This window comes from Billgrantia lactosivorans, from assembly GCF_003254665.1.
Taxonomy (GTDB): domain Bacteria; phylum Pseudomonadota; class Gammaproteobacteria; order Pseudomonadales; family Halomonadaceae; genus Halomonas; species Halomonas lactosivorans.
In genome coordinates this window covers 97,583-110,541 of the sequence record NZ_QHGY01000006.1, presented here as the reverse complement: position 1 = coordinate 110,541, position 12,959 = coordinate 97,583, and the positions used below count along the sequence as shown (strand labels likewise).

The 12,959-nt window shown below is 70.3% G+C and carries 13 protein-coding genes; 8 read left to right on the top strand and 5 right to left on the bottom strand.

All coding sequences use genetic code 11. The features are described 5' to 3' along the window. Nucleotides 1-118: 118 nt before the first annotated feature. Nucleotides 119-1,033 (bottom strand): U32 family peptidase, encoded by a 915-nt coding sequence (locus DIS04_RS14080; protein WP_111414422.1) that lies wholly within the window; start codon nucleotides 1,031-1,033, stop codon nucleotides 119-121. A gap of 8 nt (nucleotides 1,034-1,041) precedes the next feature. Continuing rightward, a complete protein-coding gene (gene ubiU / locus DIS04_RS14075) occupies nucleotides 1,042-2,037 on the bottom strand; it encodes a ubiquinone anaerobic biosynthesis protein UbiU (RefSeq protein WP_111414421.1) in 996 nt (331 codons plus the stop codon). A 155-nt stretch (nucleotides 2,038-2,192) separates the two neighbouring features. Between ubiU and DIS04_RS14070 the strand changes: the two genes are divergently transcribed. The 3 genes from DIS04_RS14070 to DIS04_RS14060 are packed head-to-tail and all read left to right on the top strand — an operon-like array spanning nucleotide 2,193 to nucleotide 7,323. After that, entirely contained in the window at nucleotides 2,193-2,816 is a 624-nt protein-coding gene (locus DIS04_RS14070) for a TetR/AcrR family transcriptional regulator (RefSeq protein WP_111414420.1), read from the top strand. Next, nucleotides 2,813-4,180, top strand: a complete 1,368-nt coding sequence (locus DIS04_RS20855) for an efflux RND transporter periplasmic adaptor subunit (protein ID WP_111414419.1) — start codon at nucleotides 2,813-2,815, stop codon at nucleotides 4,178-4,180. Before DIS04_RS14070 ends, DIS04_RS20855 begins: the two co-directional genes overlap by 4 nt. Next, the gene (locus tag DIS04_RS14060; protein WP_111414418.1) at nucleotides 4,177-7,323 is read left to right on the top strand and encodes an efflux RND transporter permease subunit; all 3,147 of its coding nucleotides are present in this window, start codon (nucleotides 4,177-4,179) and stop codon (nucleotides 7,321-7,323) included. Before DIS04_RS20855 ends, DIS04_RS14060 begins: the two co-directional genes overlap by 4 nt. Here DIS04_RS14060 and DIS04_RS14055 read toward each other — a convergent pair. From DIS04_RS14055 to DIS04_RS14045, 3 genes are all read right to left on the bottom strand, one after another. Further along, on the bottom strand, nucleotides 7,265-7,828 hold the full coding sequence (locus DIS04_RS14055) for a YIP1 family protein (RefSeq protein WP_111414475.1): 564 nt from the start codon (nucleotides 7,826-7,828) through the stop codon (nucleotides 7,265-7,267). The two genes, DIS04_RS14060 and DIS04_RS14055, sit on opposite strands and share 59 nt — an antisense overlap. 91 nt (nucleotides 7,829-7,919) lie before the next feature. After that, nucleotides 7,920-9,134 carry a cytochrome D1 domain-containing protein gene (locus tag DIS04_RS14050; protein ID WP_111414417.1) on the bottom strand — a complete coding sequence of 405 codons (1,215 nt, stop codon included), beginning with the start codon at nucleotides 9,132-9,134 and terminating at the stop codon, nucleotides 7,920-7,922. Between the two features lie 14 nt (nucleotides 9,135-9,148). After that, nucleotides 9,149-9,493, bottom strand: coding sequence for a c-type cytochrome (locus tag DIS04_RS14045; protein WP_111414416.1), 345 nt, complete (start codon nucleotides 9,491-9,493; stop codon nucleotides 9,149-9,151). 192 nt (nucleotides 9,494-9,685) lie between these two features. Here DIS04_RS14045 and DIS04_RS14040 point away from each other — a divergent pair, with 192 nt between their 5' ends. From DIS04_RS14040 to nirJ, 5 genes are read left to right on the top strand one after another with little or no spacing between them, the layout of a single operon-like run. Further along, on the top strand, nucleotides 9,686-10,189 hold the full coding sequence (locus DIS04_RS14040; protein ID WP_245904570.1) for an Lrp/AsnC family transcriptional regulator: 504 nt from the start codon (nucleotides 9,686-9,688) through the stop codon (nucleotides 10,187-10,189). After that, a complete protein-coding gene (gene ahbB, locus DIS04_RS14035; protein WP_111414414.1) occupies nucleotides 10,186-10,704 on the top strand; it encodes a siroheme decarboxylase subunit beta in 519 nt (172 codons plus the stop codon). Before DIS04_RS14040 ends, ahbB (DIS04_RS14035) begins: the two co-directional genes overlap by 4 nt. Then, complete coding sequence (locus tag DIS04_RS14030) at nucleotides 10,701-11,183, top strand: Lrp/AsnC family transcriptional regulator (RefSeq protein ID WP_111414413.1); 483 nt, start codon at nucleotides 10,701-10,703, stop codon at nucleotides 11,181-11,183. The genes ahbB (DIS04_RS14035) and DIS04_RS14030 overlap by 4 nt, the downstream gene beginning before the upstream one ends. Next, nucleotides 11,158-11,706 (top strand): siroheme decarboxylase subunit beta, encoded by a 549-nt coding sequence (ahbB, locus tag DIS04_RS14025; RefSeq protein ID WP_111414412.1) that lies wholly within the window; start codon nucleotides 11,158-11,160, stop codon nucleotides 11,704-11,706. Before DIS04_RS14030 ends, ahbB (DIS04_RS14025) begins: the two co-directional genes overlap by 26 nt. A gap of 28 nt (nucleotides 11,707-11,734) precedes the next feature. Then, nucleotides 11,735-12,949: a heme d1 biosynthesis radical SAM protein NirJ gene (gene nirJ / locus DIS04_RS14020; protein WP_111414411.1), complete on the top strand. Its 1,215-nt coding sequence runs from the start codon at nucleotides 11,735-11,737 to the stop codon at nucleotides 12,947-12,949. Nucleotides 12,950-12,959: the final 10 nt, after the last annotated feature.

Sequence of the window (12,959 nt, the reverse complement as noted above, 5' to 3'; positions counted from 1 at the left end):
GGGGGCTCCTAATCGAACTGAAGGCTCCTTGCACAGCCGAAGGCTCCATGCCGGGCGCTGGCCCGGCGGTTCAGCGACGGAACGACGGTGCGTTGCCCGGCGCCTGGCATGCAGCCGCTCAGCCGGCGGGCAGCCGGCTGTTGTCCATGCCCGGGCGGCCGTGCCAGTAGCCGTCGCATACCTCGGCCTCGACCAGGCTGAGCGGGTCGGCGGCGGGCAGCTCGCCGCGGCGGGCGGCGTCGAAGGCGGCGACCACCTCGGCCATGCCCTCGGCACGCGGGCTCAGGCGCGCCACGGCCACGCCCATCGCGGCCATGTCTTTGATCTCGTGGCGCAGGTCCTGGCAGGCGCCGGAGAGGGTCTGGATGCCGTTCAGCGTGAACACTTCCTTCGACTCCTGTGAGCGCAGTGCCAGGCCCTCGGGGTACTTCTGGCATACGAACTGGCAGCGGTCCTTGGGCTTCTGGTGGCGCCGCGCGGTGAAGCAGCGCGACGACCAGGCCAGCGGCAGGTGGCCGTAGGCGAACACCTCGCAAGGCCGCTCGAGCCCTTCGGCGGCGCAGTCGGCGAGCAGCCGGGCGAGGTCGTCGCGCGACATCTCCACCGGCGCCTGCCAGCGGCGCATGCCGGCCCGGGCCATCACGCCGATGGAAGCCGGGTTGTAGAGGTTCAGCGCCGCCCCGGCAACGAAAGGCAGGCCGGCGGCGCTCAGGCGCTGCAGGGCGCTCTGGTCATTGGCCTCGACGGTGAACTCGCCGTTGTCGCACAGCTTGCGCAGGTCGCGCAGGTCGGCCTCGGACTCGATCAGGGTCTGGCTCGCCAGCACCACCTGCTTGCCGCTCTGGGCCAGCTCGCGGCCGATGCCGAGCCAGTCGTCGAGCTTCATGTCGCGGCGGCGAGAGCAGACGGACTCGCCCAGGGTGACGATCTGAACCGGCCAGTCGGCGGCCTCGCGGTAGAAGTCGGCGTAGCGCTCGCGGGTCCAGTAGAACAGCACCGGGCCCAGGGCGAGCTGCAGGGAATCGGATGACATGAAACCTCCTATTTCCAGCGGCGTTCGTAGGCGCCCAGGGTGGTGGTGGCGCCCTCGGAGACTTCGCCGAGGCTCGCCATCCAGGCGGGGTCGGGGTGGAAGCGCTCGGGCGTCTTCGCCAGGCGGTCCAGCGCCTGGCGCCAGATCCCCGCCACCTTCGACACGTAGGCGGGGCTGCGCTGGCGGCCCTCGATCTTCACCGCGCTGATGCCGAGTTCGGCGAGCTCCGGCAGCAGCTCCAGGGTGTTGAGGCTGGTGGGCTCCTCGATGGCGTGGTAGGTCTCGCCGCCGACCTCGAAGCGCCCCTTGCACAGAGTGGGGTAGCCGGCCCGCTCGCCCTCGCCATAGCGGTCGATCAGCACGCCGTTGAGCCGCGACTCCAGCCCTTGCGGGGTCTCCTCCCAGCGTACGTGGGCCGCCGGCGAGCAGACCCCGCGGGTATTGGGCGACTCGCTGGTGAGGTACGACGACAGGTAGCAGCGCCCTTCGGCCATGATGCACAGGCTGCCGAAGGCGAACACCTCGAGCTCCACCGGGCTCTGCCTGGCCAGGTCGCGCACCTGGGTGATGGAGAGCACCCGCGGCAGTACGGCGCGCTTGATGCCGAACTGGTCGTGGTAGAAGCGCAGGGCCTCATGGCTGGTGGCCGAGCCCTGCACCGAGAGGTGGCGGGCGAGGTCGGGGTAGCGCCGAGCGGCGTAGTCGAGCAGGCCCATGTCGGCCATGATCAGGGCATCGACGCCGAGCTCGGCGGCCTGGTCCACGGCGCGGGTCCACTGGGCCCAGCCGTCGGGCTGCGGATAGGTGTTGATGGCACAGAACACCCGCTTGCCGCGGGCATGGGCGTAGTCGATGCCTTCGCGGGCGCGCTTGTCGGTGAAGTTGAGGCCGGCGAACTGCCGGGCGTTGGTGGCGTTCTGGAAGCCGAAGTAGACGGCATCGGCGCCTTCATCCACCGCCCGCTTCAGGGCCGGCAGGTTGCCGGCCGGGCAGACGAGCTCCATGTCGCTCTCCTCGCAGTCTGGGTAAACCCGACCATGCTAGTCGACTACGCGAGTGCCGCTTTTGATGAGGGTCATGGCGAAGCGGGATAGTGCTGGCGGTGCGAGGCACTGCGCCATAAGATAGTAATCGATTACTATCTTATGGCGAGGCTCACATGACGACCAAACGCACCCTTTCCGCCGAGGCCCGCCGTGAGCGCACGATCGAGGCGGTGGTCGAGCTGAGTGCGCAGGATGACCCGGCCAATATCACCACGGGCGCCATCGCCAGGCACATGCGTGTGACCCAGGGCGCGCTGTTTCGCCATTTCCCGAGCAAGGACGCCATCTGGGAGGCCGTGATCGGCTGGGTGGGCGAGCGCGTGATGCAGCGGCTGGATGCCGCCGCAACGTCTGCCGAAGCCGACGGCCCCCTTGCCGCGCTGGAGGCGATGTTCCATGCCCACATCGCCTTCATCGTCGAGCACCCCGGCGTGCCCCGGCTGATGATGGGGCAGCTGCAGCATGCGCGGCCGACTCCGGCCCGGCGCCTGGTGCGTACCCTGCTGTTTCGCTACCGCGAACGGGTCGAGCAACTGCTGGGCCAGGCCCAGGCCACCGGTGAACTGCGCCAGGGGCTCGACATCGAGGCCGCCGCCACGCAGTTCATCGGTACCATCCAGGGGCTGGTCATGCAGACGTTGATGATCGGCAACGTGAGCCATGTCGCCCGACAGGCCCGGGGGGCCTTCGAGCTCTACTGCCATGGCATCCATGCCGCACGCGAGGTGGCCCCGTGAGCCGCCGCGGCCAGCGCCTGGGGCGGGCATTGGCGGTACTCGCCGGGGTCGCCGCGGGCACGGCGCTGCTGGTGGTGCTCGTGGGCAACCGAGAGGCCCCCGAGCGCGAGGAAACGACGGTATCGGCGCTTCCGGTGCGGGTCATCGAGGCCCGGCCCCTGCCGTTTCGCCTCGAGGCGCGCGGCCACGGCGTGGCGCGCCCGGCCGAGACCTGGCAGGCGGTGGCCAACGTCAGCGGCCCCGTCGTGGAGCGCCACCCCGAGCTGGAGAATGGCACCCTGCTGGCCGCGGGCACCCTGCTGGTGGCGCTGGACCCCAGCCGCTACGAGCTGGTCGTCGCCGAAGCCGAGGCCGAGCTGGCCAGCCTGGCCGCCGAACGCGAGCAGCTCGAGGCCGAAGCGGACAACGCCCGCCGCCTGCTGGCGCTGGAGCAGGAGGCGCTCGCCCTGGCCGAGCAGGAGCTGTCGCGCATCGAGCGCCTGGCGGAGAACGGCTCGGTTTCCACCTCGCGACGCGACGAGCAGCGCCGCACTACCGTGGGGCAGCGCCTGGCGGTGGCCGCGCAGGAGAACACCCTGTCGCTGCTGCCGTCTCGGCGCGACGTCCTCGCCGCCCAGCGCGAGCGTGCCGCCACGCGCCTGGCCCAGGCCCGGCGCGATCTGGAGGATACTCGCATCGTGGCCCCCTACGACCTGCGCCTGGCCGACGTCGAGGTGGAGCGGCACCAGTTCGTGCACGCCGGCCAGCGGCTGTTCCAGGCCGACAGCCTGGCGGCGGCCGAGGTCGAGGCGCATGTCCCCATCGCCATGATGCGGCGCCTGCTGGCGGGCGCGGTGCCCGACGAGCCGCCCCGCAGCGCGCTGGAGCTGAGCGAGCGCCTGGCGCTGGCCGACATCGAGGCCGAAGTGGCGCTGGTCGGCGCCGAGGGCGTGGGCTGGACGGGGCGGCTGGTGCGGGTCGCCAGCGGCCTGGACCCGGCCACGCGCACCGTGCGCGCGGTGGTTCGCGTCGCGGATCCCTACCGGGATGTCCTGCCGCCCGATCGCCCGCCGCTGCAGCGCGACATGTACACCCGGGTGCGTCTCTCGACGCCGAGCCGCGAGCCGCTGCTGGCGGTGCCGGCCAGCGCGGTACACCAGGGGGAGCTGTACCTGGTGGACGACGAGGACCGCCTGGTGCGCCGTCAGATGGAGGTCGCGTTCGAGCAGGGCGGGCTGGCGGTGGTCGCCGCGGGCCTCGCGCCGGGCGACCGGGTGGTGGTGGACGACCTCGACAACGCCATACAGGGCATGGCGCTGGCCCCCCGGCGTGACGAAGCGCTCGAGCGTCGGCTGGTCGAGCGGGCGGCGGGAGAGCGACCATGATCCGCTGGTTTGCGGGTCATCCCACGGCAGCCAACCTGCTGCTGCTGCTGTTGCTGGCCGCGGGGCTCTTCGCTGCCCCACAGCTCAAGCGCGAGACCTTCCCCGACTATCGGCCGGTGGAGGCGAGCATCGAGGTGGTCTATCGCGGGGCGAGCGCCGCCGACGTCGAGGACGCCGTGTGCCGCCGCCTGCACGAGGCGGTGGCAGGCGTCCCGTACCTCGACGAGTTCGTCTGCGTGGCCCAGGACAACCTGGCCAGCGCCACCGCGACCATGCAGGCCGGCGGCAACGCCCTGCGCTTCCTCAGCGAGATCGACACCGAGGTGGGGGCGATGACCGAGCTGCCCGCGCGGGCCGAGCCGCCGGTGGTGCGTGAACTGCACCGCAGCGACCCGGTGGCCGCGATCGCGGTCTCCGCCGACATGCCTCTCCGCCAGCTCGAGGCGTATGCCCTGCGCCTGGAGCAGCGCATCATGGCGCTGCCGGGCGTCGCCGACGTGGCGATCCACGGCATGTCCCAGCGCCAGTGGCAGGTGGAGGTGCCCGGCGAGGTGCTCGGCCAGCATGGCCTCTCGGCCCGCGAGCTGGCGCGACGCATCGCTGCCCAGAGCCTGGACCTGCCGCTGGGCACCCTGGAGACGCCGGATCGCGACATCCTGCTGCGCTTCAGCGACCAGCGACGCTCGTTGCGCGAGCTGGAAAGTCTCGTGGTGGTCTCCGATCGGGCCGGCGGCGAGCTGACCCTGGGCGACATCGCCACCCTCACCGAAGCCGGCGAGCGCGAGGAGGAGCAGCTTCGCTTCAACGGCGAGCCGGCGCTGGTGCTGGCGGTGAGCAAGAGTCTGCATGACGATGCCCTGGCGGTGAAGGCACGTCTCGAGGCGCTGGTCGAGGCGGAGCGGCAGCGCTTCGACGCGGGCATCTCGTTGAGCCTGACCCAGGACATGACCGGCATCGTGCGCGACCGCCTGCGGATGCTGGTCGTCAACGGCATCATGGGCCTGGTGCTGGTGATCCTGGTGATGAGCCTGTTCTTCCGCCCCCGCCTGGCGCTGTGGGCGGTGCTGGGGCTGCCGGCGGCCTTCATGGGCGCCTTCGTGGTGATGGCGCTCACCGGGCTGTCGCTCAACATGATCACCCTGGTGGCGCTGCTGATGGCCATCGGCATCGTCATGGACGACACCATCGTCATCACCGACAGCATCGCCGCCCGCGCCGGCGTGAGCAACACGCCGCTCGCGGCGGTGGTGGCCGGCACCCGCCAGGTACTGCCCGGGGTACTGTCGTCGTTCCTGACCACCGCGGCGGTATTCCTGCCGCTCTCCTTCCTGGCCGGCGAGCTGGGGGCGGTGCTCGAGGTGCTGCCGGTGGTGCTGGTCGCCGCCCTGGCAGCGAGCCTGGTCGAGGCGTTCTGGATTCTCCCCCACCACCTGAAGGGCAGCGTGAGCCACCTTCGGCGCGGCCACGACTCGCGTCTACGCACCGCCTTCGACAGCGGCTTCGAGCGGTTTCGTGAGGGAGTGGGCCGGTTCGCCGACGGGGCGATCCGCTGGCGCCACGCGGTGCTGGGGGCCATGCTGGCCGTGCTGCTGGGCTCGGTCGGCTTCATGGCCGGCGGCCATATCGGCAGCGAGGCGATGCCCGACATCGACGGCGACGTGCTGGAGGCGCGCATCCTGATGCCCCAGGGCACGCCGCTGGCGCGCACCGAGGCGGTGGCCGAGCGGGTCGAAGCGGCCATGCGCGAGCTCGACGCGCGTTATTCGCCCGACCAACCGGAGGGTGCTGCGCTGGTGGAGGCGATCCAGGTGCGCTTCAACCACAACCCCAGCGCCAGGGAGTCGGGACCGCACGTGGCCACGGTCAGCGTCGACCTGCTCACCGCCGAGCGGCGCCGCGTCACCCTCGACGAGCTGACCGCGGCCTGGCAGGAGGCGATCGGCGAGATCGATGGGCTGCAGCGCCTGATCATCCAGGAGCCGGGGCTCGGTCCCGCTGGCGTGCCGATCGAGGTGCGGCTTGTCGGCGAGGAGCTGGATGCCCTGAAGGCGGCCGCCACGGAGCTGGCCAGCCAACTGGGGAGCTACGATGCCGTCTACAACGTCATCGACGACCTGCGCCTGGGCAAGCCCCAGCGCGCCTACTCGCTGGCCGAAGGCGCCCACGGCCTGGGCCTCTCCGCCGAGGAGGTGGCCGGTCAGCTGCGTGCGGCCCTGCTCGGTGAAGTCGCCGATACCCAGCGCATCGGCAAGCAGGAGATCGAGGTGCTGGTGCGCCAGGCGCAAGCCGACCGCGATGACCTGGATGACCTGGCCGATCTGACGATCACTCTGCCCGACGGCAGCCGGGTGCCGCTCTCGGTGGTGGCCGACGTGGAGGCGCGCCGCGACTGGGCGCGCATCACCCGCCTCGACGGGCGGCGCACCGTCACCGTGGAGGCCAGCGTCGATGCTCGCCAGGCCAGCGGTCAGGCCATCGTCGACGACCTGAGAAGCCGCGGCTGGCTGTCGGCCTTCCAGGCGCGCCACCCCGACGTGGACCTGGCCTTCGAGGGGCAGGTGGCCAGCTCCGCCGAGACCGGCGCCTCGATCCGTCGCGGCCTGCTGATCGGCCTGCTGGGCATCTTCGTGATCCTGTCGTTCCAGTTCCGCAGCTACATCGAGCCGCTGATCGTGATGCTGTCGATCCCGCTGGCGTTCATCGGGGCACTGTGGGGACACGTGCTGATGGGCTACTACCTCTCCCTGCCGTCGCTGATCGGCGCGGCGTCGCTGGCCGGCATCGTGGTCAACAACGCCATCCTGCTGATCCAGTTCATAAAGGCCCACCGCGAACGTGGCCTGGATGCCGTGGCGGCGGCGGGGCAGGCCAGCCGCGACCGGCTGCGCGCCATCCTGATCTCGACGACGACGACCATCGCCGGTCTGCTGCCGCTGCTGGCCGAGACCAGCACCCAGGCGGCGGCCATCAAGCCGCTGGTGATCTCGGTGGTGTTCGGCCTGCTCAGCGCCACCGTACTGGTGCTGGTGGCGATCCCGGCGCTCTACGTGCTGTTCGACGACTGGGGGCTGTGCGGCAAGCGCGCTACAGGGCCCAGACCAGGGCCAGAAGAATGCCCCACGCCATCAGCCCGAAGGCCATGACCGTGTAGGTGGCCGACATCACCATGATGTCGTCCTCCTCACGCTCGGCGAGCGCCTGCAGGCCGTGGTAGATCAGCCCGCACGACAGCATCATCGCCAGCAGCACGCCACAGACGATGAACACCATGTCGGGAACGAACAGCGTCAGCGAGGAGAACCACAGCGGCAGCGGCGCCATGGCGGCGAGGAAGTAGGCGTCGCGGTGGCTCAGCCGCAGGCGGTGGGCGCGCGCCACGCCGTGGATCAGCCAGCCCATCACCAGGAAGGTGAGCAGCTCGGCGGTGAACAGCGCCGGGGCGATGATGGCCCAGGGGCGCTCGGCCAGGCCGGACAGCAGGGCGTCGCCGTGCCGGTAGATGGCGTAGTGCAGCATCACCGGCGGCAGCAGCGACAGCGGCAGCACCACGCGCAGGATCAGGGCGTTGAGGGAGGGGCGCTCGCGGCGCAGCTGCTGCCAGCCACCTTGATGGGTGAAAGGCAGTTGCAGGATATGATTGATATCCATCAAGAGGCTCTCGCGTCAGGAAAATCGTTATTGTTTTCCTTGGTTTAGCGGCGGCGCGAGAGCGTGTCAAGATATGAACGCAGGCATTTGTCTACAGGCCGATCTGGTGGGCCCGGTGGGTGAAGAAGATCCCGCTGGGCGACTCGGCGGGCAGGCGCGCCAGCTCCTCGAAGGTGCGGGTGTCGTAGACCACCACCTGATTGCTGTCCCGCGCCGAGATCCAGATGTGCTCGCCGCGTGGGGTGAACTCCTTGTGCAGGATCGATTCCCCCGGCTCGAGGGTCTCGATCACCGCCAGGGTCTGGGTGTCGATCACCTGCACCCGGCCGTTGTCGGGATGGGCGAAGGTGACCCACACCTGGCGCTCGTCGGGGCGGCTCATGACGAAGATCGGCTGCCCCTGCACCGGGATGCGTCCGACCAGCGACCAGTCGTCGCTGTCGGCCACCAGCACCTCGTGGCGCCCCACCGCGGGAAAGAAGGCGCGGTCGCCGGCCATCGCCCAGCCCTCCAGGTGGGGCATCTTGTAGACCGGCAGGCGCTCCTCGCCGCGGCCGTAGCCGGGCAGGATTCGCTCCACGCCCTTTTCGGGATGCCACAGGTCGAGCAGGGCCATGCCGTCCTCGCCGAACAGCCCGGCGATATAGTAGCGCCCGTTGCCGCTGATCAGGGCGTCGTACGGCTCCTGGCCCACGTCGCGGTGCTTGTCGAGCACCGGCTCGTCGCCGCTCATGTCCAGGGTCCAGATCTCGCCGGCCTCGAACAGGCTGAAGACGAAGCGGTTGCCGGGCGCGTCGACCACGCCCACCACCTTGGCCTGGGCGATGGTGCCGTCGGCCTTCTCGTAGTCGGCCGGCACGTCGGCCACCAGCGCCAGCGTCTCGCTGTCGAACACCTTCACGCCGCCAGGCTCGTAGTTGCCCACCGCCACGAAGCGGCCGTCCTGGGAGATGGCGCCGCCGATGCTGTTGCCCGACTGGATGACGCGCCCGGCGATCTCCCCGGTCAGCACGTCGAGCTTGGTCAACCCGCCATCGCGGCCGAAGACGAAGGCGTACCTGGCATCGCGGCTGAACTTGACCGAGGCGTGGGAGAGGTCGCCGAAGCCGTCGACATGGCGCAGCACCTCGCGGCGGGTGGTGTCGACCAGCGCCACGCTGCCGCTGGCACGCTCGATCACCACGCCCAGGTCGCCGGTGCCGCGCAGCTCGCTGCCCGTAGCGGTCTCGGCGGCAGCCGGGCCGGTGGTGAACAGGGCCAGGCCAGCGGCGGCAAGCAGGCGCTTCGTGGGGAGCGAAAGGGGCATGGCGATCTCCAGGGTCAGTCGCGTTGCAGCGTTTCCAGGCGGTTGTCGGTGCGCAGGTGGTCGGCGATCCAGCGTGCCTCCGCCTCGCTGAGCAGGGCCTTCCAGCCCGGCATGGCGCTACCGGGAATGCCGTGGCGGATGATGTGCGTGAGCGCCTCGGCGCTGAAGCCCTGCATGCGGTCGCGGGGCAGTGCCGGGCCCAGCCCGCCGCGCAGGGTCATGCCGTGGCAGGAGCCGCAGTCCTGGTAGAGCAGGGTCTCGAGCTCGGCCTGGCGCTCGGGGCCGAGCGCGTCGGCGCCGGCCAGGGCCGGCAGGGCCAGGGTGGTGAAGAGCAGCGACCTCAGGACCGGCGATGTCATGCAGCACCTCGCAGCGTGGCGGTGGGTCAGGCAGGGAGCGGGCCGTCGCCGCAGTGTCCCGCCCAGGACAAGGGCCCGCCTTGACCGTCATCAAGCTCTCGCCAAGTCGCTCGGGTCTTTTGACTTGCGTCAACGGCACGGCCGATGGCGGCGTTCGGGCCTGATGTGGCATGTAAGATACCGCTTAAGATCATGTCTCCATCGTCCGCCCGGTACCTGCCCATGGCCGAACTCGATGCACTCGACCGACGCCTCATCGATGCCTTCCAGCGCGACCTGCCGCTGTGCCCGCGGCCCTTCGCCGCCATGGCCGAGCGCCTGGGCGTGAGCGAGGCGCAGGTGGTGCAGCGTCTCCAGGCCCTGCAGCGGTGCGAGGTGCTCAGCCGGGTCGGGCCGGTGTTCGACCATGCCCGCGCCGGGGCCAGCCTGCTGGCGGCCGTTTCCGTGCCCGAGGCCGAGCGTGACGCGGTGGCGGCGGCGATCAACCGCTCCCCCGGCGTCAACCACAACTATGCCCGTGAGCATCGCTACAACCTCTGGTTCGTGATGACGGCCGCCGACGAGGTGCAGCTCGAGGCGCGCCTGGAGGCGCTGGAGGAGGAGCTCGGCCGGCCGCTGCTGCGCCTGCCGATGGTCGAGGGCTATCACATCGACCTCGGCTTCCCGATTCCCTGGGCCGAACTGGAGGCGCCATGAGCTTACCGGCAGCGCTTCCTACGATCCCCGGCCCGGCTGGCCCGCAGCGGCTGCGTGCGCTGCTCGAGCGCGGCCTGCCGCTGACCGAGCGCCCCTGGCAAGCGCTGGCCGAGCAGTGCGGCATGAGCGAAGGCGAGGTGCTGGCCTGGGTCGAGTGCTGGCAGCGGGAGGGCCTGATCAAGCGTCTGGGCTTGGTCGTTCGCCATCACGCCCTGGGCATCCGCGCCAACGCCATGGTGGTGTGGGACCTGCCTGACGAGAGCGTGGCCGAGATGGGGCGACGGCTGGCCGCGGAGCCCGCCGTGACGCTCTGCTACCGCCGCCGTCGCCAGCCGCCCGAGTGGCCCTACAACCTGTTCTGCATGATCCACGGCAGCCGCCGCGAGCGGGTGCTGGCGGCGCTCGACGAGATCGTCGGGCGCCACGGCCTGCAGGGCATTCCCCGCCGCGTGCTGTTCAGCCTCAAGGCCTACAAGCAGTGCGGCGGCCGCTACACCCACGAGGAGCAGCCATGAGCGGCGAGCGCGTCTCCCGGTCGGAGCCGGCCGAACTCGACGACGCCGACCGGCGCATCGTCAACCGCCTGCAGGCGGGCCTGCCGCTGGTACCGTCGCCCTATGCGGCGGTGGCCGCCGAGCTGTCGCTCTCCGAAGGGGAGCTGCTCTACCGCCTCGAGCGGCTGCTCGAAGGCGGGGTGCTGAGCCGCTTCGGGCCCATGTACCACCCCGAACGGCTGGGCGGCGGCCTGACCCTGGCGGCGCTGGCGGTGCCGGAAGCCGATTTCGAGCGGGTTGTCGCGGCGGTCAACGCCTTCCCCGAGGTGGCCCACAACTACCGTCGCGAGCATCGCCTCAACATGTGGTTCGTGCTCGCCACCGAGACCCCCGAGCGCATCGGCGAAGTGATCGCGGCGATCGAGGCCGCCACCGGCCTTGCGGTCTTCAACCTGCCCAAGCAGGAGGAATTCCATGTCCGACTCCACCTGCCCGTCTGAGCCGCTAGCCGAAGACGCCAGCGTGAACGGCCTCGACGCCATCGACCGCGCCATCGTGCTGGCCACCCAGGCCGGCCTGCCGCTGGTACCGGACCCCTGGGGCGCGGTAGGCAGGCCGCTCGGCCTGGCCGGCGATGAGGTGCGCGCGCGCATGCAGCGCATGATCGACAGCGGCGTGATCCGCCGCATCGCCGCGGTGCCCAATCACTACCGCCTGGGCTACGTGGCCAACGGCATGAGCGTATGGGACGTCGACGACGCTCGCATCGACCGGCTCGGGCGCGAAGTGGCCGCCGTTCCAGGGGTCAGCCACTGCTACCGCCGGCCGCGCCACCTGCCCGACTGGCCCTACAACCTGTTCGTCATGCTGCATGGGCACACGCGCGATGAGGTCGAGCGCCAGGCCGAGGCGCTGCGCGAGCGGCTCGGCGATGCCTGCCGCGACCACCGCATCCTGTACAGCACGCGCATTCTCAAGAAGACCGGCCTGCGGCTCGCCCGCCGACCCGGCCCGCCGCGCTGAGGTTCGCTCAGCGCCAGAGGAGGTTTGCATGTTTCGTGTCACCCGCTACGTCAAGTCGCTGCTCGAGCCCGCCCCCGCCGGTCACGCCACCGCGGGGCCGGCCCCCAAGCCCCCCGGCCCGGTGGTGATCTGGAACCTGATCCGACGCTGCAACCTGACCTGCAAGCACTGCTACACGGTGTCGGCGGACATCGACTTCCAGGGCGAACTTTCCACCGCCGAGGTCTTCACCGTCCTCGACGACCTCAAGCAGTTCCATGTGCCGGCGCTAATCCTCTCCGGCGGCGAGCCGCTGATGCGGCCCGACATCTTCGAGATCTCTCGGCGCGCCCGGGAGCTGGGCATCTACACCGGGCTCTCCACCAACGGCACCCTGATCAATGAGCGCAACATCGCGCGCATCGCCGAGTGCGGCTACGACTACGTGGGCATCAGCATCGACGGCCTCGAGGCCACTCATGACGAGTTCCGCCGCCGAAAGGGCGCGTTTCGCGAGTCGATGCATGCGGTGAAGCTGTGCAAGCAGCACGGCATCAAGGTGGGGCTGCGCTTCACCCTGACCCAACAGAACTACGAGCAGCTCGACGCCATCCTGGCGCTGATCGACGAGCACGACGTCGACAAGTTCTACCTTTCGCACCTCAACTACGGCGGCCGCGGTCATCGCCACCGCAAGCAGGACGCCTGGTACCGGATGACCCGCGACGCCATGACCCGCCTGTTCGACCACTGCCGGACCGAGCTCGAGCGCGGCGTCGAGCGCGAGTACGTCACCGGCAACAACGACGCCGATGGCCCCTTCCTGCTGATGTGGGCCCGCGAGCATTTCCCCGACAAGGTCGAGGCGCTGGAGCGGCGCCTGCTCGACTGGGGCGGCAACGCCTCGGGCGAGTACATCGCCAATATCGACAACCTGGGGACGGTGCACCCGGATACCTTCTGGTGGGACCACGACCTCGGCAACGTGCGCCAGCGCCCCTTCTCCGAGATCTGGCGCGACAGCCAGGATGCGCTGATGCAGGGCTTCCGCCAGCGTCCGCGTCCGCTCAAGGGGCGCTGCGCCGAGTGTCGCTTTCTTTCGATCTGCAACGGCAATACCCGGGTACGGGCATGGAAGGTGACCGGCGACCCCTGGGAGGAGGATCCCGGCTGCTACCTCAGCAACGCGGAGATCGGCGTCGAGCCGAGTCGTCAGCGCCGCGTCGCCGCCCCCTTCGACACGATTCAGGCCATCGAGCTGTAGGCCTCGCGAC